This window comes from Streptomyces flaveus (genome assembly GCF_014647675.1).
Lineage (GTDB): Bacteria > Actinomycetota > Actinomycetes > Streptomycetales > Streptomycetaceae > Streptomyces > Streptomyces flaveus.
In genome coordinates, this window is sequence record NZ_BMPQ01000007.1 from 346,674 (window position 1) to 365,385 (window position 18,712).

17 protein-coding genes are annotated in these 18,712 nt (G+C 69.5%); 12 read left to right on the forward strand and 5 right to left on the reverse strand.

Features of this window, described 5'->3' with window-relative positions; genetic code table 11:
- Positions 1–2: 2 nt before the first annotated feature.
- Genes IEZ21_RS17695 through IEZ21_RS17710 form a run of 4 tightly spaced genes read right to left on the reverse strand, consistent with a single transcriptional unit; the run spans position 3 to position 4,184 of the window.
- The gene (locus IEZ21_RS17695; RefSeq protein ID WP_189322838.1) at positions 3–1,034 is read right to left on the reverse strand and encodes a LacI family DNA-binding transcriptional regulator; all 1,032 of its coding nucleotides are present in this window, start codon (positions 1,032–1,034) and stop codon (positions 3–5) included.
- The gene (locus IEZ21_RS17700) at positions 1,031–1,936 is read right to left on the reverse strand and encodes a carbohydrate ABC transporter permease (RefSeq protein ID WP_189322839.1); all 906 of its coding nucleotides are present in this window, start codon (positions 1,934–1,936) and stop codon (positions 1,031–1,033) included. The genes IEZ21_RS17695 and IEZ21_RS17700 overlap by 4 nt, the downstream gene beginning before the upstream one ends.
- Positions 1,933–2,859 (reverse strand): carbohydrate ABC transporter permease, encoded by a 927-nt coding sequence (locus tag IEZ21_RS17705; RefSeq protein WP_189322840.1) that lies wholly within the window; start codon positions 2,857–2,859, stop codon positions 1,933–1,935. The genes IEZ21_RS17700 and IEZ21_RS17705 overlap by 4 nt, the downstream gene beginning before the upstream one ends.
- Complete coding sequence (locus IEZ21_RS17710) at positions 2,856–4,184, reverse strand: ABC transporter substrate-binding protein (RefSeq protein ID WP_189322841.1); 1,329 nt, start codon at positions 4,182–4,184, stop codon at positions 2,856–2,858. Before IEZ21_RS17710 ends, IEZ21_RS17705 begins: the two co-directional genes overlap by 4 nt.
- A 186-nt stretch (positions 4,185–4,370) precedes the next feature.
- Here IEZ21_RS17710 and IEZ21_RS17715 point away from each other — a divergent pair, with 186 nt between their 5' ends.
- Positions 4,371–6,392, forward strand: a complete 2,022-nt coding sequence (locus IEZ21_RS17715; RefSeq protein WP_189322842.1) for a beta-galactosidase — start codon at positions 4,371–4,373, stop codon at positions 6,390–6,392.
- A gap of 113 nt (positions 6,393–6,505) precedes the next feature.
- Positions 6,506–8,068 carry a glycoside hydrolase family 53 protein gene (locus IEZ21_RS17720; RefSeq protein ID WP_189322843.1) on the forward strand — a complete coding sequence of 521 codons (1,563 nt, stop codon included), beginning with the start codon at positions 6,506–6,508 and terminating at the stop codon, positions 8,066–8,068.
- A gap of 64 nt (positions 8,069–8,132) precedes the next feature.
- Here IEZ21_RS17720 and IEZ21_RS17725 read toward each other — a convergent pair whose 3' ends face one another.
- A complete protein-coding gene (locus tag IEZ21_RS17725) occupies positions 8,133–8,717 on the reverse strand; it encodes a PadR family transcriptional regulator (RefSeq protein ID WP_189322844.1) in 585 nt (194 codons plus the stop codon).
- A gap of 55 nt (positions 8,718–8,772) precedes the next feature.
- Here IEZ21_RS17725 and IEZ21_RS17730 point away from each other — a divergent pair, with 55 nt between their 5' ends.
- The 10 genes from IEZ21_RS17730 (at position 8,773) to IEZ21_RS17775 (ending at position 18,705) form a co-directional block, all read left to right on the forward strand.
- Positions 8,773–9,165 carry a nuclear transport factor 2 family protein gene (locus IEZ21_RS17730; RefSeq protein WP_189322845.1) on the forward strand — a complete coding sequence of 131 codons (393 nt, stop codon included), beginning with the start codon at positions 8,773–8,775 and terminating at the stop codon, positions 9,163–9,165.
- A gap of 52 nt (positions 9,166–9,217) precedes the next feature.
- Positions 9,218–9,691, forward strand: coding sequence for a fluoride efflux transporter CrcB (crcB, locus tag IEZ21_RS17735; protein WP_189322846.1), 474 nt, complete (start codon positions 9,218–9,220; stop codon positions 9,689–9,691).
- A gap of 52 nt (positions 9,692–9,743) precedes the next feature.
- Positions 9,744–10,118, forward strand: coding sequence for a fluoride efflux transporter CrcB (gene crcB, locus IEZ21_RS17740; protein WP_189322847.1), 375 nt, complete (start codon positions 9,744–9,746; stop codon positions 10,116–10,118).
- Between the two features lie 71 nt (positions 10,119–10,189).
- Entirely contained in the window at positions 10,190–10,942 is a 753-nt protein-coding gene (locus tag IEZ21_RS17745) for a FadR/GntR family transcriptional regulator (RefSeq protein ID WP_189322848.1), read from the forward strand.
- Complete coding sequence (locus IEZ21_RS17750; protein WP_189322849.1) at positions 10,939–12,381, forward strand: amino acid permease; 1,443 nt, start codon at positions 10,939–10,941, stop codon at positions 12,379–12,381. Before IEZ21_RS17745 ends, IEZ21_RS17750 begins: the two co-directional genes overlap by 4 nt.
- A complete protein-coding gene (locus IEZ21_RS17755) occupies positions 12,378–13,409 on the forward strand; it encodes an asparaginase (RefSeq protein ID WP_246567844.1) in 1,032 nt (343 codons plus the stop codon). Before IEZ21_RS17750 ends, IEZ21_RS17755 begins: the two co-directional genes overlap by 4 nt.
- A 54-nt stretch (positions 13,410–13,463) precedes the next feature.
- On the forward strand, positions 13,464–14,873 hold the full coding sequence (aspA, locus tag IEZ21_RS17760; RefSeq protein WP_189322851.1) for an aspartate ammonia-lyase: 1,410 nt from the start codon (positions 13,464–13,466) through the stop codon (positions 14,871–14,873).
- A 91-nt stretch (positions 14,874–14,964) separates the two neighbouring features.
- The gene (locus IEZ21_RS17765; RefSeq protein ID WP_189322852.1) at positions 14,965–15,906 is read left to right on the forward strand and encodes a glutaminase; all 942 of its coding nucleotides are present in this window, start codon (positions 14,965–14,967) and stop codon (positions 15,904–15,906) included.
- Between the two features lie 133 nt (positions 15,907–16,039).
- Entirely contained in the window at positions 16,040–17,437 is a 1,398-nt protein-coding gene (gene mptB, locus IEZ21_RS17770) for a polyprenol phosphomannose-dependent alpha 1,6 mannosyltransferase MptB (RefSeq protein WP_189322920.1), read from the forward strand.
- The gene (locus IEZ21_RS17775) at positions 17,434–18,705 is read left to right on the forward strand and encodes a glycosyltransferase 87 family protein (RefSeq protein WP_189322853.1); all 1,272 of its coding nucleotides are present in this window, start codon (positions 17,434–17,436) and stop codon (positions 18,703–18,705) included. Before mptB ends, IEZ21_RS17775 begins: the two co-directional genes overlap by 4 nt.
- Positions 18,706–18,712 lie beyond the last annotated feature (7 nt).

The following is an 18,712-nucleotide window of genomic DNA, read 5'->3' on the forward strand; positions in this document are numbered from 1 at the left end:
GCTCAGGTCGACCGGCGCTTCACCAGCTCCGTCGGCAGGATCATCGCCGCCGGGTCCTCGCCGCCGATCTGGGCGAGCAGCAACCGCACCATCTCGGCGCTGATGCGGTCGTAGGGCTGGCGGATCGTCGTGAGGGCCGGAGTGGCCTCTGTCGCCGCGCTGGAGTCGTCGAAGCCGCCCACGGACACGTCCTCGGGCACCCGGCGGCCCGCCCGGCGCAGCGCCGCCAGGGCGCCCTGTGCCATCAGGTCGGAGGCCACGAACAAGGCGTCCATGTCGGGGGCCTGCGCCAGTAGCCGTTCGGTGCCCGCCTCGCCGCTGGCCCGGCTGTAGTCGCCGGAGACAATGAGCCGTTCGTCGATCTCGACGCCGGATTCCGTGAGCACCTCCTTGTAGCCGGCGAGGCGGTCGACACCGCCCGGGGTGTCCAGCGGGCCGCTCACCATGCCGATACGACGCCGCCCCAGCGACAGCAGGTGGCGCACCATGTCACGGGCGCCGTCCCGGTCGTCCGCGGCCACGTAACTCACCTTTGAGCTGAGCCCCATCGGCTTGCCGCACTGGACGAGGGGCACCCCCGCCGCGCGAAGCTCCTCGGCGACCGGGTCGCCGGAGTGGCTGGAGACCAGCAGCACCCCGTCGACATGGCCGGCCGTGATGTACCGCGTTATGCGCCGCCGTTCGTCCCGCGTACCCGCCAGCATCAGCAGCAGCGGGATGTCGTGCGTCGCCAGCGCCTGAGTGCAACCGCTCAGCAGGACATTGAAGTTGGGGTCCTCGAAAAACCTCTCCTGCGGTTCGGTGAGCAGGAAACCGATCGAGTCCGAGCGTCCGGTGATCAGCGAGCGGGCGTGCCGGTTGACGACGTAACCCGTCCTGCGGATGGCCGCGTTGACCGCCTCCTGCGCCGCCGGGCTCACATAGTGCCCACCGTTGAGTACGCGGGAGACGGTGCCGCGCGAGACACCGGCCTCGCGCGCCACGTCATGGATCGTCGGCGGCTTCCGCCGGCCCCCCGTCGAGTGCATGGTCATGACTTTACGGCTCCGGACAGCAGGTCGAGGCTCCAGAACCGCTGGATGACCAGGAACAGCGCGATCAGCGGGATCACCGCGAGCAGGGCTCCCGTGATCACCAGCGTGTACAACGCCGGGGTGTTGGCGCCCTGCTCGAGAAGCGTGAACAGACCCAGCGTGATCGGGAACTTCTCGTCGTCGCTGAGCATGATGTACGGCAGCAGGAAGTTGTTCCACACCGCCACGAACTGGAACAGGAAGACGGTCACCAGACCAGGCACCATCATCGGCAGCGCGACCCGGGTGAAGATCCGCCACTCGCTCGCCCCGTCCATTCGCCCGGCCTCGACCACATCACTCGGCACGGCCGCGGTGGCGTAGATACGAGCGAGGTAGACGCCGTACGGCGAGAGGACCAGCGGCAGCAGCACCGACGCGTACGAATCCGTCAGGTCGGCCTTGGCCAGCAGCAGATACTGGGGGATCGCCAGGATCACCGGCGGCATCAGCACGCCCGCCAGGAGGATGTTGAACACGGTCTCGCGGCCACGGAAGCGGTAGATCGCGAGGGCGTAGCCGCTGAGCGCGGAGACGGCTGTCGACAGGAGAGCGCCGAGGCCCGCGTAGAGGGCGGAGTTGCCCATCCACTTCCAGTAGACGCCGTCACGATAGGCGTTGAGGTCCTTCACGTTCTCGGCGAAGCCGGTGCCCGGCAGGAACGTGAACGTCGAGAACAGCTCACGGCCGGACTTGGTCGCCGCGATCAGCACCCAGGCCACCGGCAGCAGGCAGTAGATCGCACCCAGCAGCAGCGTGACCGTCGGGACGAAGGCGATCCGGCGCCGCAGCGGCGGCCCCTGGGCGGTGCCGGGCGTCGTGCCCGCGGCCGGAGCGGCCTTGCGGACGGCAAGAGAACTCATCGTGCTTCCCCCTGCTGCTTGGTACGGGAGTTCGCGGCTCGCAGGAAGCCGAAGGACAGGAGGAGCGTGACGAAGGCGATGATCACCGCGGTCGCGGCCGCCGAATAGATGTCGCCGTTTTGGAAGGCGTCCTGGTACACCTTCATCAGCGGACTCCAGGTCGTGGAGATGGAGTTGGTGAGCGGCTTGAGGGTGGTCGGCTCGCTGAACACCTGGAGCGTCGCGATGATCGAGAAGAAGAAGGTCAGCACCAGCGAGGGCGCCACCATCGGGATCTTGATCCGCAGTGCGATCTGCAGCGGGGTCGCACCGTCCAGCTTCGCCGCCTCGTGCACCTCGGCCGGGATGGCCTGCAACGAGGTGTAGATGACGATCATGTTGAAGCCGGTGCCGCCCCACACCGCGATGTTCGACAGCGCGGCGTACAGCCCCCCGCCGTCCAGCAGGTCCGGCTGCGGCAGCCCCAGCTTGTCGAGCACGAAGTAGAAGGGGCTGACGTCCGGCAGATACAGGAAGCCCCACAGCAGCGCCGCGACGACTCCGGGAATGGCGTACGGCAGGAAGATCGCGAGCCGGGTGAAGGGCGCGAGGCGGACTCGTTCGGTGTCGAGCATCAGCGCGAACAGCAGGGCGAGGCCGAGCATGACCGGGACCACGATGGCGCCGTACCCGAGCACGCGCAGCGCTCCGTCGAGCAGCTCCGAGTCAGTGAGGGCGTCGGTGTAGTTCTCCAGGCCCGCCCAGACCTCGCTGCGGGCGCCCGAGCCCAGGCCCAGGCCCTTGACCTGGACCTTGTGGAGGCTGAGCCAGATCGCGTAGCCGATGGGGAGCGCGAAGAACAGGGCGAAGAGGGTCGTCGCGGGGAGGAGGAAGGCATACGGGGCCCCCTTGACCCCGTACGACTTCCGGCGTGCGCTTGTCACTCCGCGACCTCGAAGCCCTGCTTCTTCATGTCGGCGACGGTGTCGTCCTGCATCTTCGTGAGGGCGGCACCGAAGTCCGACTTGTCCTTGGCGGCCTTGCCGAACGCGTCCTTGAAGGTGGTGTACGCGACGTTCACGTTCGGGCCCCACGCGGAGGGCGCCGTGGTCTTCGCGATCTCGGAGGCCTGGGTGTAGAAGTCCGGCTGGTTGGAGAAGAAGGCCGGCGGCTCGGCGAACGCGTCACTGGTCTGCGCGGTCGTGGCGGCGGGGTAGATGCCGCCCTCCTTCGCGAGCGCGGTCAGCGCGGCCGGGTCCGTGTTCAGCCAGGAGGCGAACTTCGCGGCGGCCGACTTGTTCTTGGAGTCCGTGGTGACGGCCGTGGAGGAGCCGCCCCAGCTGCCCGTCACGTTCTCGCCGGCCGACCACTGCGGCAGCGGGGCCATCGCCCACTTGCCCTCGGTGTCGGGAGCGGCGGTCGTCAGCGTGCCGGGCGCCCAGACCGCGCTCACCCAGGCGATCTGCTTGCCGGTGTTGAGCGCCTTGTTCCAAGCCGGCGTGTACATCGGCTGGTTGTCGATCGCGCCCTCCTTGACGAGACCGCCCCAGAAGTCGGCGACCTTCTGCGTCGCCGCGTCGTCGATGCCGACCTTCCACTGCTCGCCCTCGGTGGTCCACCACTTGGCGCCCGCCTGCTGCGCGAGACCCGCGAACTGTCCGGAGTCGTTGGCGGAGAACGTGGTGAGGTCCGTCTCCGGGGACTTCTTCTTCAGCGCGCGGGCAGTCTCCGCGAACTCCTCCCAGGTCTTGGGGACTTCGAGTTCGTACTGCTTGAAGAGGTCCTCGCGGTAGTAGAACATCATCGGCCCGGAGTCCTGCGGGATCGCGTAGACCGCGTCCGAACCCAGCGTCGTCTGCTGCCAGACGCCCTCGGCGAACTTGTCCTTCACGCCGTCCACCTCATCGGCTATGTCGGCGAGCGCGTCATTGCTGACCAGAGTCGGCAGGGCCTGGTACTCGGCCTGCACCAGGTCCGGGGCCTTCTTGGCCTTGTGCGCGGTGAGGATCTTGGTGACGAGGGTGTCGCCGGACGCCTGCTTCTTCACCGTGACGGTGATCTGCTCGTCCTTGCCCGGGCCCTTGTTCCACAGGTCGGCGACCTTGTCCATGCCCGGCGTCCAGGACCAGTACGTCAGCGAGACCGGCCCCGAGTCGGCCGCGTTGTCATCATCGGACCCGCCCGAAGAGCCGCAGGCGGCGAGTGCGGTGGCGCCAAGAACGACGGCGACCGAGGTGGCCACGAGGCGACGCAGCTTCGTGTTTGGCATGGATCTATCTCCCCTGACCTGGGTCCCCGCTCTACTGCGGGAACCGTGCCATGCTTCTGTGAGCGTTCACAGTAGAGAAACATCCAGGACACTTGTCAATGGTTGTTGCTGTGCGGTTATGTTGGGCTCGCGCCGACAGCGGCGTGTGTGCACGTTCCCAACTGATCGATAAACCGGGAGAGATCCATGCCGGAGACCACCCCCAAGGGCCTCACCAGGCTCGCCTTCGGTGGGGACTACAATCCCGAGCAGTGGCCGGAAAGCGTCTGGCATGAGGACGTCCGGCTGATGCGCGAGGCGGGCGTCACGATGGTGAGCGTCGGGATCTTCTCCTGGGCCCTGCTCGAACCCTCACCCGGGGCCTATGAGTTCGGCTGGCTCGACCGTCTCCTGGACCTGTTGCACGAGCACGGGATACGCGCCGACCTCGGTACGCCGACGGTGGCACCGCCGGCCTGGTTCTACCGGGCGCATCCCGAGGCGCTGCCGATGGCCGCCGACGGGACGCGGTACGAGTTCGGCTCGCGCGGCGCCATCTGCCACAGCAACCCGCACTACCGCGAGGCCGCCGCCGCCATCACGACACAGCTCGGTGAGTGGTACGCCGACCACCCCGCGCTCGCGATGTGGCACGTCCACAACGAGTACGGCGTCCCCGTCTCGGCCTGCTACTGCGAGTCCTGCGCCGCGCACTTCCGCCGCTGGCTGGCCGCGACGTACGAGAGTGTCGACGCGGTCAACGAGGCCTGGGGAACCGCTTTCTGGGGCCAGCGGTACGCGGACTTCGACCAGATCAACCCGCCCCGCGTGACCCCCACGGTCGGCAATCCGGCCCAAGCGCTCGACTACAAGCGCTTCGCCGACGCCACCATGCGCGAGAACTTCGTGACCGAGCGGGACATCCTGCACCGCTTCTCGCCCGGCATCCCGGTCACCACCAACTTCATGACTGCCCTCAGCCAGTGCGACTCCGTCGACTACTGGGCCTGGGGCCGCGAGGTCGACCTCGTCACCAACGACCACTACCTGATCACCGACGGCCGCCGGACCCACGTCAATCTCGCCATGGCCGCCGACCTCACCCGCTCCGTCGCCGGCGGCGCCCCCTGGCTGCTGCTCGAACACTCCACGTCGGGCATCAACTGGCAGCCCCGCAATCCCGCCAAGGCCCCCGGCGAGATGGCCCGCAACTCCCTCGCCCATGTGGCCCGCGGCTCCGACGGCGCCCTGTTCTTCCAGTGGCGGCAGTCACGGCGCGGCGCGGAGAAGTTCCACTCGGCGATGCTGCCGCACGCGGGCACGGACTCGCGGGTCTGGCGCGAGGTGGTCGAACTCGGCGCGTCCGTGGGCGCGTTGGCGCCGATCCAGGGCACGCGCACCGTCGCCGACGTGGCCGTGCTCTGGGACTGGCACTCCTGGTGGGCGCAGACCCTCCAGTGGCGCCCCAGCGAGGACCACGACCCGCGCGAGCGCGCCGACGCCTTCTACGAAGCCCTCTTCGACCGCCACCTCACCGTCGACTTCGCCCACCCGGAAGCCGACTTGTCGGCCTATCCACTTGTCGTCGTGCCCGCGCTGTATCTGATGACGGAAGCCGCCGGGCAGAATCTGCAGGAGTACGTCGAGAACGGCGGCACCCTCGTCGTCTCGTACTTCTCCGGCATCGTCGACGAGCACGACGCCGTGCACGACGGCCCCTACCCGGGCCCCCTGCGGGACGTACTCGGCCTGACCGTCGAGGAGTTCTCGCCGCTGCTGGCGGGCGACCGGGTGCAGATCGCAGGGCCCGACGGCTCCGAACTCACCGGTGACGTGTGGTCGGAGTTCGTGGTGCCGCGCGGCGCCGAGACCGTGTGGACATACACCGACGGACTCACCGCCGGCCACCCCGCCATCACCCGGCACCGGCTCGGCGAGGGCACGGCCTGGTACGTCTCCACCCGCCTCGGGTCCGACGGCCTCGACGCCCTCGTGGGCTGGGCCGCCGAGGACGCCCGCATCGCGCCGCGCGCCGACCTGCCGCGCGACGTCGAAGTAGTGCGCCGCACCGGCGAGTCCGGCACCTACCTCTTCGCGATCAACCACACCTCGTCGGACGCCAAGGTGCCGCTGGAGGCGCACGGCACCGAGCTGCTGACGGGCGAACGCGCCGCGGGCCGCCTCGCGGTTCCCGCGGGAGCCGTCCGGGTCGTACGACTCGACGGCTGAGCCGACTCCCTCCGCCCGCGTGAGCCGCACGAGCCGCGGGCGGAGGGGCTTCCTCTCCGCCATCAGGAGGGGTACCCCCCATACCCATCACGTCGAAGGGACGACGGACGACGATGTTCCATCCCAGACGCACACTCAAGGCCCTGCTGCTGCCGCTCGCGGCCGGGCTCGCCCTCACCGCCCTGCCCGCACAGTCGGCGGTGGCGGCGAGCACACTCCAGAACGTCGGCTTCGAGTCCGACGGTTCCGGTGCCGCCACGCCCAGCGGCTGGTCGGAGTACGGTTCCACCGGCGCCTCGTTCGTGGAGTCCGGTGGCCGCAGCGGCAGTTACCGTCTGTCGCACTACGCCTCCTCCGCGTACAAGGTGGAGACGTACCAGTACCTCTCCGGGCTGACCAACGGGAACTACACCCTCAGGGCCTGGGTGCGCTCGGGCGGCGGTCAGAAGTCCGCGTACCTGGCGCTCAAGAACTGCGGAAGCGCCGAGCAGCGCACCGATCTGCCGGTCTCCAGCAGTGGCTGGATACGCATCGTCGTGCCCGTCTCGGTGACGAACAACCAGTGCACGATCAGCATCAACTCCGATGCCAACGCGGGCAACTGGATCAACGTCGACGACCTGACGTTCACCTCGGGCACGACCAACGGCCTGGCCATCAAGGGCTCTGACGTCTCGTCACTCGCCAAGAGCGAGGCCAAGGGCGGCGGCTACCGGACCAGCTCCGGCAGCACGGGGGACGCCCTCGCCATTCTCAAGTCCCACGGGCACAACTACGCCCGCCTCAAGGTGTGGGTGAACCCGGCCGACGGCTACAACAACAAGGCCCGCGTCCTCGCGATGGCCAAGCGCGTCAAGGCGCAGGGCATGAAGCTTCTCGTCGACTTCCACTACTCGGACTTCTGGGCCGACCCGGGCCGCCAGGACAAGCCCGCCGCCTGGGCCGGGCACTCGTACAGCCAGTTGAAGACGGACGTCTACAACCACACGTACGACGTGCTGAACGCCCTGAAGGCGCAGGGCACCACGGCCGACATGGTGCAGGTCGGCAACGAGACCAACGGCGGCATGCTCTGGAACGAGGGCTCCACCGACAACTGGGGCCAGCTCGCCGGGCTGCTCAACTCCGGCTACGACGCGGTCAAGGCGGTCAACTCGTCCACGACCGTGGCACTGCACCTCGCCAAGGGCGGCGACCTCGCGGGCACCCGCTGGTGGTTCGACAGCGCACGCTCCAACGGTGTGAAGTTCGACGTCATCGGTCTGTCGTACTACGGCTACTGGCACGGCTCGCTCACCGACTTCCAGACCACCCTGGACGACGCGGCGACCCGCTACGGCAAGCCGGTCTACGTCGCCGAGACGGCCTACCCCTTCCGTCTTGGCAGCGAGGACTCGCACGAGGACATCATCAACACGAGCGGTGAGCTGGTGGCCGGATACCCGGCCACCACGGCCGGGCAGACCGCCTGGTTCCGCGACATCATGAACATCGTGGAGGCCGTCCCGAACAACCGCGGCCTCGGTGTCTTCTACTGGGAGTCCACCTGGACCGCGGTGAACGGCAACGGCTGGGACCCGACCGACCCGTCGTCGGGCAACGCCTGGGAGAACCAGGCCCTGTTCGGCTACGACGACCGGCCGCTTCCGGCGATGTCACTGTTCAACCGCCGGTGACGCACTGACGGACACCGGCCGACCGAGGGTCCGCCCGCGCGCGAAGCGTGGGCGGACCCTTTCGTCACGTACCGCCGCGGCCGTCGCTGCTGTCGGCCTTCGCCCGCCGCTGAAGGATCGCCAGCACCTGCTCGCCCCAGCGGACGGCGGCCTTCTCGAACTCGATGCCGCCCAACAGCGTGAGATACGGGCCCACACGCTCGGACCGGGTCAGATGCTCGTCCTCGGTGCGGCCGTCGAGCAACCGCAGCCGGAGTCGTTCGTACCGGGCCAGTTTCGCCCGGGCCCATTCGATGCGCTCCTCGACGGCAGCGCGTACGGCCGTGCCGTCACCCTGGTCCACCGCCTGCAGCTTGACCAGCAGCTCGTCGCGGATCGCGGTGGGCCGGGGCGGGGCGGCCGTGAAGTCGTACAGCGCACGCCGGCCCGCCTCCGTCAGCGCGAAGAGCCGCTTGTCCGGCCGACGTTCCTGGCGTACGACCCTGGCCTCGATCAGCCCCTCGGACGCCATGCGGTCCAGCTCGCGGTACAGCTGCTGGGGTGTGGCCATCCAGAAGTTGGCGACCGACGCGTCGAAGGTCTTCGCCAGGTCGTACCCGGAGGCCTCGCCGTCCAGAAGCGTGGCCAGCAGAGCGTTGCGCAGTGCCATGAGAGGAGCGTACTGTCCGACACACCTAATCAACAAATTGACTATGAGGTGGGCCATGAACCCCTTCCGCAAGGCCGTCGAGGACCGCGACCACGAGGCCGTCGTCGCCCTGCTCGCCGAGGACGTCGTGTTCACCAGCCCGGTAGTGTTCAAGCCGTACGCCGGAAAGGCGATCACCGCGGCGCTCCTGGGCGCCGTCCTGCGTATCTTCGAGGACTTCCGCTACGTCCGCGAGATCGCGAACCCGGACGGCCGCGACCTCGTCCTCGTCTTCGAGACGCGCGTGGGCGACCGGCAGATCCAGGGCTGCGACCTGCTGCACTTCGACGAGGACGGCCGGATCGACGAGCTCACGGTCATGGTCCGCCCGCTGTCCGGTGCCCAGGCGCTCCAGCAGGCGATGGCGGACCGGTTCGAGAGCATCGAACGAGGGGCGGCGAGCACCTGAGAACCACGGAGAGTTAGCCTGATCTCCTGCCACGACCAGGAGATCTACGTTCATGACAGCGCTCCGATCCGAGAAGGTGGACGGGCCCGGGAAGCTCCGTGTGCCCGCCGGGCGGCCGTCGTCGTGGCATGGACAGGGACCGGTCGTGGCGGTGGTCGCGGTCGGCGGCGCGCTGGGCGCGGCTGCCCGGTACGGAGCCTCGCTGATCTGGCCCACGCAGACCGCCGCCTTCCCCTGGACCACGTTCTGGGTCAACGTCATCGGGTGCGCCGTGATCGGCGTCTTCCTGGTCGTGATCAGCGACGTGTGGGCGGCGCACCGGCTGGTCCGGCCCTTCTTCGGCACCGGCGTCCTCGGCGGCTTCACCACCTTCTCGACGTACGCCGTCGACATCCAGAAACTGGTCGACGAGGGCCACCCCCGGACCGGCCTCGCCTACCTCGCCGCCACCCTCGTCGCGGCGTTGGCGGCGGTGTGGCTCGCGGTGGTGGCGACCCGCAAGGTGCTGGCATGGAGGCGGCGATGACGAGGGTGACCGGCGACGCCCTACAGCTGACGATCTTCATGGGCGAGTCGCCGTGAACTGGCTGTTGGTGATCGCCGGCGGCATGGTCGGCGCACCCCTGCGCTACCTCACCGACCGCGCGGTGCAGTCCCGTCACGCCACGGTCTTCCCCTGGGGCACCTTCACCGTGAACGTCATCGGCTGCCTGATACTCGGCACACTGGCCGGCGCTGCCGCGGCCGGAGCGGCCTCCTCGCATCTCCAACTGCTGCTCGGCACCGGCCTGTGCGGCGCGCTCACCACGTACTCCACGTTCTCGTACGAGACCCTGCGGCTGGCCGAGGGTGGGGCCCGTTTCTATGCCGCCGTCAATGTGATCGCGAGCGTGGTCGCAGGGCTCGGCGCGGCCTTTGTGGGGGTTTCGGTCGCTGAGGCTCTGTGGGTGTAGCTGACCGAGTCTCCCGGCGGTCCGTCTCGAACCCTTGACAGTCACCTCCCGTTCCCCGCAGGATCACCCCCGTGAACCTGTCAGACAGCCAGACAGGTGGCTCGGTCCCGCGGCGCGTCAGCGCGATGGAAGCGGTGCTCAGTCATCTCCGGAGTGCGATCGAGCGCGGCGAGTACGCCGTGGGGGACAAGCTGCCGTCCGAGGCGGAGCTGTGCCGGAGCCTCGAGGTCAGCCGTCCCGTGTTGCGGGAGGCGTTGCGGGCCCTGCAGACGATGGGCCTGACCGTGTCCCGTACCGGCAAGGGCACGTTCGTCGTCTCGAACGGGCCGGTCGTCGACCCCACTTTCGGCGACTACGCGGCCAGCGACCTGATAGAGGTCCGGCGCCATGTCGAGATCCCCGTCGCGGGCTACGCCGCCGCCCGCCGCACACCCGAGGACCTCGACCATCTCGCCCACCTGCTCGACCGGATGGAGCACGAGACCGACACCACCGCCTGGGTGGCCATGGACACGCTCTTCCATCTCGCCGTCGCGCAGGCCGCGCAGAACCCGGTCTTCCGCCGCGTGATCGAGGAGATCCGTGACGCGCTGGCCCGCCAGTCCGCGTTCCTCAACGAACTCGGCGGCCGTCGCGAGCAGTCCAACCGCGAACACCGGGCGATCGTCGAGGCGTTGATCGACGGCAGCGAGCGCGACGCGACCGAAGCCATGGCCCACCACCTCGACCGCGTCGAGACGACCCTCACCGCGATCGTGCGACCCGAGGGCGCCGAAAACACCGACAGCACAGACACCCCCACAGAAGGCGAGACCCCAGCGTGAGCGAGCAGTCCCTCGACGAAGAGATACGGAAACCGGCCGCTCACGTCGACGCCGGAGACGCGGGATACAGCAAGTCCCTGAAGTCCCGGCACGTCAACATGATCGCCATCGGCGGCGCCATCGGCACCGGCCTCTTCCTCGGCGCCGGCGGACGGCTCGCCGAAGCCGGCCCCTCGCTCTTCATCGCGTACGCCGTCTGCGGAATCTTCGCCTTCCTCGTCGTCCGCGCCCTCGGCGAACTCGTCCTGTACCGGCCCTCCTCCGGCGCCTTCGTGTCCTACGCGCGGGAGTTCCTCGGCGAGAAGGGCGCGTACACCGCGGGCTGGATGTACTTCCTGAACTGGGCGACCACCGGCATCGCCGACATCACCGCGGTCGCCACCTACACCCACTACTGGGGCATGTTCTCCGACATCCCGCAGTGGGTGATCGCGCTCATCGCACTCGCCGTCGTCCTCACCGTGAACCTCATCTCGGTGAAGTACTTCGGTGAGCTGGAGTTCTGGTTCGCGATCATCAAGGTCGGCGCCCTGGTCGCCTTCATGTTCATCGGCATCTTCCTGCTGGCCACCCAGCAGCCCGTGGACGGCAACACCCCCGGCCCGTCCCTGATCACCGACAACGGCGGCCTCTTCCCCAACGGCCTGCTGCCGATGCTGCTGATCGTCCAGGGCGTCGTCTTCGCCTACGCCTCCGTAGAGCTCGTCGGTGTCGCGGCGGGTGAGACGGAGAACCCGGAGAAGATCATGCCGAAGGCGATCAACTCCATCATGTGGCGCGTCGGTCTCTTCTACGTCGGCTCCGTGGTGCTCCTCTCGATGCTGCTGCCGTGGTCGTCGTACAGCGCCGGCGAGAGCCCCTTCGTCACCGTGCTGTCCAACATCGGCATCCCGGCCGCGGGCGGCGTGATGAACCTGGTCGTGATGACCGCCGCCATGTCCTCGCTGAACTCCGGCCTGTACTCCACCGGCCGCATCCTGCGCTCCATGGCGATGGCAGGCTCGGCGCCGAAGTTCACCTCGGTGATGAGCCGCAGCCAGGTCCCGTACGGCGGAATCCTGCTCACCAGCGGTATCTGTGTACTCGGTGTCGGCCTCAACTTCGTCGTCCCCGACGACGCGTTCGAGATCGTGCTGAACTTCGCGGCCATCGGCATCCTCGCCACCTGGGGCATGATCATGATCTGTCACCTGGTCTTCTGGCGGAAGACACAGGAAGGCGAGCTGGAGCGCCCCAGCTATCGTCTGCCGGGCTCGCCCTGGACCGAGCTCGTCACTCTGTTCTTCCTCGCTTCCGTGCTGGTGCTGATGTACGCCGACGGGGGAGCGGGACGTACGACCGTGATGTGTCTGCCGCTGATCGTGGCGGCCCTGGTGGCGGGATGGTTCGCCGTACGGCGCCGGGTGGCGGCCGTACGCAAGTCCGGAGCCGACGCGTGAGCTGCCTCAAAACCTTTGCCGAACAGGGCAGTTCACTGGCCGAGGCGCCCACGATCCGGGAGCCGCTGCACGCGCCCGTCGCCCAGCTCGTACGTGGCGGTGTCATCGAGGGCATCCACTACGGCTCGGTCGTCGTGCTCGGCGCCGACGGGATGGTGGAACTGCAGATCGGCGACATCGAGGCGGCCTTCTACCCGCGCTCGGCGCTCAAGCCCGTACAGGCGGTGGCCATGCTGCGGGCCGGGCTGCCGCTCGACGGGGAGCTGCTCTCGCTGGCCGCGGCCAGCCACTCCGGCGAGGAGCGGCATCTCGCCGGAACCCGGCGGATCCTGGAGCAGGCCGGGCTCCCCGAGGAGGCCCTGCGCAATGTGCCGGACCTGCCGTACGACCCGGTCGTACGGGAAGCCTGGGTGCGCGAGGGGCGGCTGCCGTCGCAGCTCGCGCAGAACTGCTCGGGCAAGCACGCGGCGATGCTCTACACGGCGCACCTGAACGGCTGGTCGCTCGACGACTACCTCGACCCCGCGCATCCGCTCCAGCAGGCGATCGCGGAGATCGTCGAGGACCTCACCGGGCAGTCCATCGCGCACGTGTCCGTCGACGGCTGTGGTGCGCCCTTGTTCTCCATTTCGCTGCACGGGCTCGCGCGCGCCGCCGCCCGGATCACCACCGCCCCGCCCGGCACACCCGAGGCGCGGGTCGCCGACGCGATGCGTGAGCACGCCGAAATGGCGTCCGGCTCCGGCCGCGACGTCGCCGCGCTGATGAGGGCCGTGCCGGGGCTGCTCACCAAGGACGGCTTCGAGGGCGTACACGTCGCGGCGCTTCCCGACGGGCGGGCGGTCGCCGTGAAGATCGCGGACGGCGCGGACCGGGCCCGGCTGCCCGTGGTCGCCGCCGCCCTCGCCCGCTGCGGCGTCGACCCGGTCGTGCTCGCCGAGTTCGCTCAGGCGCCGCTGTTCGGGGGCGGGGAGGTGGTCGGGAGCATCCGGCCGGCCCGCGCACTGGAACCGCTGGCTGACGCCTGATCCGCTCACGCGGGCCTGATCCACCCCTTCTCCTGAAAGAAGAGCCGCACCGATATGACCGCCGCCGCAGCCCATCGCAGCGAGCACGACCTGCTCGGCGACCGTGACGTCCCCGCCGAGGCGTACTGGGGCATCCACTCCCTGCGCGCCAAGGAGAACTTCCCCATCACGGGCACCCCGATCTCCGCCTACCCGCACCTGATCGACGCACTGGCCGCCGTCAAGGAGGCCGCCGCCCGCGCCAACGAGGAGCTCGGTCTGCTGGAGCCCCGCAAGGCGGCGGCCATCGTCGAGGCTTGCCAGGAGATCCGGGACGGGAAGCTGCACGACCAGTTCGTCGTCGACGTCATCCAGGGCGGCGCCGGGACCTCGACGAACATGAACGCCAACGAGGTCGTCGCCAACCGGGCGTTGGAGCTCCTCGGACATCCGAAGGGCGCGTACGAGTTCCTGCACCCGAACGAGGACGTCAACCTCGGCCAGTCGACCAACGATGTCTACCCGACCGCCGTCAACGTCGCCACCATCTTCGCGGTGCGCGGGCTGCTGAAGGCGATGGCGGTGCTGCAGGACGCCTTCGCCGCCAAGGCCGTCGAGTTCCGTGACGTGCTGAAGATGGGGCGTACGCAGCTGCAGGACGCGGTGCCGATGACGCTCGGTCAGGAGTTCTCGGCGTACGCGGTGATGCTGGACGAGGACCGCAGCCGGCTCGCCGAGGCCGTCGCGCTGATCCACGAGATCAACCTGGGCGCGACCGCGATCGGCACCGGGCTCAACGCGCCCGCCGGATACGCCGAGGCCGCGCGCCGGCACCTCGCGGACATCACCGGGCTGCCGCTGGTCACCGCCGCCAACCTGGTCGAGGCCACGCAGGACTGCGGGGCCTTCGTGCAGATGTCCGGGGTGCTGAAGCGGATCGCGGTGAAGCTCTCGAAGAGTTGCAACGACCTGCGGCTGCTGTCGTCCGGGCCGCGCGCGGGCCTGAACGAGATCAACCTGCCGCCGGTACAGGCCGGTTCGAGCATCATGCCCGGCAAGGTGAACCCGGTGATTCCCGAGGTTGTCAACCAGGTCGCCTTCGAGGTGATCGGCAACGACGTCACCATCACGATGGCCGCGGAGGCCGGACAGCTCCAGCTCAACGCCTTCGAGCCGGTCATCCTGCACGCCCTGTCGGAGAGCATCACGCATCTGCGCGCCGCCTGCCTGACCCTGGCCGAGCGCTGCGTCGCCGGGATCACGGCCAACGAGGACGTGCTGCGCGAGGCCGTCGAGAACTCCATCGGCCTGGTCACCGCGCTCAACCCGTACATCGGGTACGAGGCGGCCACCGGCATTGCGAAGGAAGCCCTCGCGACGGGGCGCGGAGTTGCCGAACTCGTTCTGGAAAAGGGCCTGTTGCCTCCCGACCGGCTGGCCGCGCTGCTGCGGCCGGAGGTACTGGCGGGCTCGCGGGCCAACTGAGACGCGCGGGTGCCCGCGGTGTGCTGGTCGGGCACACGATGATGGCGCGGGCACCCGTGCCCACCCGCCTCGGCGGGGACCGAACGGCAGAATGGTGATCATGGCAGTGTCTTCGTCGTCCCTCACCCTCCAGCCCGTCCTGGACCGCATCGCCGCCGAGATCGAGAACATGCCCGCACGTGGTCGGCCCGCCGACTACATCCCGGCGCTCGCGGCATGCGACCCGCGTCGGTTCGGCATGGCCGTCGCGGAGCTGGACGGCACGGTGCACGGGGTGGGGGACTGGCGGCAGCCGTTCTCCGCGCAGTCGCTCACCAAGGTCTTCACCCTCGCGCTCGTCCTGGCGGGCGGGGGCGACGCCCTGTGGGAGCGCGTCGGACGCGAGCCCTCCGGCAACCCCTTCAACTCGCTGGTGCAGCTGGAGTACGAGAACGGCATCCCGCGCAATCCCTTCATCAACGCGGGTGCCCTTGTCGTCACCGACCGCCTGCACACCCAGACCGGCGACGCGGCCGGCACCCTCCTCGACTTCCTGCGCGCGGAGAGCGGCAACGAGCACCTCGCCATCAACAAGGACGTCGCCGCCTCCGAGGCCGCCCACGGCGACCGCAACGCCGCCCTCGGCCACTTCATGGCGTCGTACGGAAATATCGGCAACCCGGTCCCGGCACTCCTGGACCAGTACTTCCGGCAGTGCTCCATCGAGGCGTCCTGCGCCGACCTCGCCCTCGCCACCGGATTCCTCGCCCGCCACGGCGTACGGGCCGACGGCACGCGCCTGCTGACCCGCAGTCAGGCCAAGCAGGTCAACGCGGTCATGCTGACCTGCGGCACGTATGACGCCGCGGGCGAGTTCGCGTACCGGGTCGGCCTGCCCGGCAAGAGCGGCGTCGGCGGCGGCATCATCGCCGTCGTTCCCGGCCGCTGCACGCTGTGCGTGTGGAGCCCGGGCCTGGACGAACGGGGGAACTCGGTGGCGGGCGTCGCGGCCCTTGAGCGTTTCACGACACTGACGGGACTGTCCGTGTTCTGAGGCGGTTGTTCTCAGGCGGATTTGAGGGGTGGTCGCCGTTCGGTCAGACGGCGGTCACACGGCGGCTGCCGATCAGAGAGACGCGTGTCGCTTTCCGGCCACTCGGCGTTGACACGCTTCCCGAGTGTTGGCCATGGGTTTCTCCGTCGATCTGCGTCGCTGTCAGGTGCTCGGACTTGTGGGTTCGGGCTTTCTCGCGGCGGGAGGTGAGACGGCCGGGGCTCTGCCGGTGCGGGAGCTGCTGGCCCCGGCCTCGGCGCGGGCGGCGCTCGGCCTGGTCGGTGTGTACTTCGGGGTGGTGCTGCTGATCGCCGCCTGGGCCCTGCTGGGGCGGGTGATCCGAGGGCCCGAACCGCCAACTCCACGCGCTCTGTTGATAGTTCTCGGCGTGTGGGCCGCCCCGTTGCTGCTCGCACCGCCGTTGTTCAGCCGGGACGTGTACAGCTACCTCGCGCAGGGCGCCATGGTCGACGCGCACATCGACGTCTACACCCACGGCCCCGCACGGCTCGGCGGGCCGCTCGCCGACGAGGTGGCGCCCGTGTGGCAGCACACCGCGACGCCGTACGGTCCCGCCTTTCTCGCCGTCGCCTCCGCGCTCTCCGGGCTGACGCGGGGCGAAGTACCGGCCGGGCTGTTCGGGATGCGGGTGGTCGCACTGCTCGGCGTGGCGCTGATGGCCGCCGCCCTGCCGAGGCTCGCCCGGCACAGCGGCGCCGACCCGGCCGCCGCGCTGTGGCTCGGCGCGCTCAACCCGCTCGTGCTGCTGCACCTCGTCGCCGGCGCGCACAACGACGCCATCATGCTCGGGCTCCTCGGCATCGGACTGGTGGCCGCACTCGGCCGATGGCCCCTCCTCGGCGCCGTGCTCGTCACGCTCGCCGCCCTGGTCAAGGTCCCGGCTGTACTCGGTCTCGCGGCCGTCGTAGCTCTCCAAGTGCGGGCAGGGCGCGGCCTGTTGAAGTCCACGGTGACGACTGCGGCCGCCGCGCTCGCCACCACTGTCGCCGCAACCGCCGTCGCCGGTACGGGATACGGCTGGATCAGCGCCCTCAAGACACCCATCTCACCGCACAACTGGTCACCCACCAGCGTCCTCGGCCGCGCGACAGGGTCCCTCCTCGAGGACCTGGGCAGCGACCTCGCGCCCCTCGCCCTGCCCGCCTGGCACGCCCTCGGACTCGTGGCCACGGTCGTCGTCATACTCGCCATATGGCTGCGCCGCCCCCGGCTCAGCCCCGTCTACGCACTCGGCCTCAGCCTGGCGACGGTGGCTGTCCTCGGTCCTGCCATCCGGCCCTGGTACGCCCTGTGGGGCCTGTTCCTCATCGCCGCCGCGGCACCCAGCACGTCGGTACGCCACCGGGTCGCCGCCGTGACCGGAGTGCTCGCGCTCGGCGTCCTGCCCAGCGGCAGCCCACCGGACCTCGAACAGCTGGTCCTGGCCGTGTCGGGCGGCGTGCTCGCGGTGGTCGTGCTCTGGCAGGCCCACCAGACGTCGAACGCGCCGGTCCTGGAGCGCACCGCATGAGGCTTCCGCGTACGGAACGGGGACGGCTCGCCTTCGTACTGGTCCTCGTCGCCGCCGTGGCGCTGTTCACCGCGGCCGTGCCGCTCCTGCGCGGCTGGTTCGACCTGCGGGTGTACCACGGGGCCGTGGACGCCTGGATCCATCACGGCGGCCGTATCTACGACTACCACGTGCCGGGGACGGCGTACGGCTTCACCTACCCGCCCTTCGCGGCGGTCAGCATGGTGCCGATGGCGCTCCTCGGACTGCACGCCGCGATCGCCGTCGGACTGCTCCTCAACCTCGCCGCGACAGCCGTGGTCCTCGGGATTCTGGTCCCGCGCGAGCTGCGTCGCCGGTACGGCTGGTTCGGCTTCGCCCTGGTCGTCTGCATGCTGGCGATGTTCGAACCCGCCCGCGACACCGTCAGCTTCGGCCAGGTCAACCTTCTGCTGCTGGCCCTCGTCCTCGGCGACGCCTGGCTGCTGTCCACCGGGCGCGGTCGCTGGGCGGGCGTGGGCATCGGGCTTGCCGCCGCGATCAAGCTCACGCCCGCGATCTTCATCGTTCTGCTGCTGCTCGCCAGGCGCCCCCGCCCCGCCGCGCTCGCGGCGGCCGTCGCCGCGAGCGCCACCGTCCTCGCCGCCTGGGCGGCACCGGAGCCCTCCCGCTTCTACTGGACCGAGGCCGTCTGGGACACGACTCGCATCGGCCGCCTCGACTACGTGTCCAACCAGTCCCTGCAAGGCGTACTGGCCCGGCTCGCCGACCCCGCCGAACCGAGCCGTATCGCCTGGGCGTTGGCCGCTCTCGCCGTCCTCGGAGTCTGGGCCTGGCGCACCCACCGGGCCATCGCCGCCGACGACCTGATGGGCGCCTTCGCCCTGACCGGGCTCGTCGCCTGCCTGGTCAGCCCGATCACCTGGGTGCACCATCTCGTGTGGTTGCTGCCGTCCTTCGCGATCCTCGCCGAGGAGGGACTGCGGCGCCGACGGCTGCTGTGGGCCGCGGGCGTGTCGTATGTGCTGTTGTGCAGCAGCGTGGTGTGGCTGTGGTTCGACGACGCGTCCGGCATCGACGGCTTCCTCGGCAGCAACATCTACGTGTGGATCACCCTCGGCCTGCTGTTCGCCCTGCCCGTCGGTCAGACACGCGTGAACCATCTGGTGCGCAGCACCACGGCCACAACTCCCGCACCCAGACAGGCCGCCCCCGAGATCGCCCCCGCCGCCGCCCACCGGTCGGAGCCGCCGGCGATCACCAGCCACGACCGGGCGGAGAGGCCGTAGGGCACCT

Coding starts and splice junctions, on each gene's coding strand:
- crcB (WP_189322846.1), top strand. CDS start 9,218: ATGACAGCGCTCCGATCCGAGAAGGTGGACGGGCCCGGGAAGCTCCGT.
- IEZ21_RS17775 (WP_189322853.1), top strand. CDS start 17,434: ATGAGGCTTCCGCGTACGGAACGGGGACGGCTCGCCTTCGTACTGGTC.
- mptB (WP_189322920.1), top strand. CDS start 16,040: ATGGGTTTCTCCGTCGATCTGCGTCGCTGTCAGGTGCTCGGACTTGTG.
- IEZ21_RS17695 (WP_189322838.1), bottom strand. CDS start 1,034: ATGACCATGCACTCGACGGGGGGCCGGCGGAAGCCGCCGACGATCCAT.
- IEZ21_RS17725 (WP_189322844.1), bottom strand. CDS start 8,717: ATGGCACTGCGCAACGCTCTGCTGGCCACGCTTCTGGACGGCGAGGCC.
- aspA (WP_189322851.1), top strand. CDS start 13,464: ATGACCGCCGCCGCAGCCCATCGCAGCGAGCACGACCTGCTCGGCGAC.
- IEZ21_RS17730 (WP_189322845.1), top strand. CDS start 8,773: ATGAACCCCTTCCGCAAGGCCGTCGAGGACCGCGACCACGAGGCCGTC.
- IEZ21_RS17710 (WP_189322841.1), bottom strand. CDS start 4,184: ATGCCAAACACGAAGCTGCGTCGCCTCGTGGCCACCTCGGTCGCCGTC.
- IEZ21_RS17715 (WP_189322842.1), top strand. CDS start 4,371: ATGCCGGAGACCACCCCCAAGGGCCTCACCAGGCTCGCCTTCGGTGGG.
- IEZ21_RS17765 (WP_189322852.1), top strand. CDS start 14,965: ATGGTGATCATGGCAGTGTCTTCGTCGTCCCTCACCCTCCAGCCCGTC.
- IEZ21_RS17720 (WP_189322843.1), top strand. CDS start 6,506: ATGTTCCATCCCAGACGCACACTCAAGGCCCTGCTGCTGCCGCTCGCG.
- IEZ21_RS17700 (WP_189322839.1), bottom strand. CDS start 1,936: ATGAGTTCTCTTGCCGTCCGCAAGGCCGCTCCGGCCGCGGGCACGACG.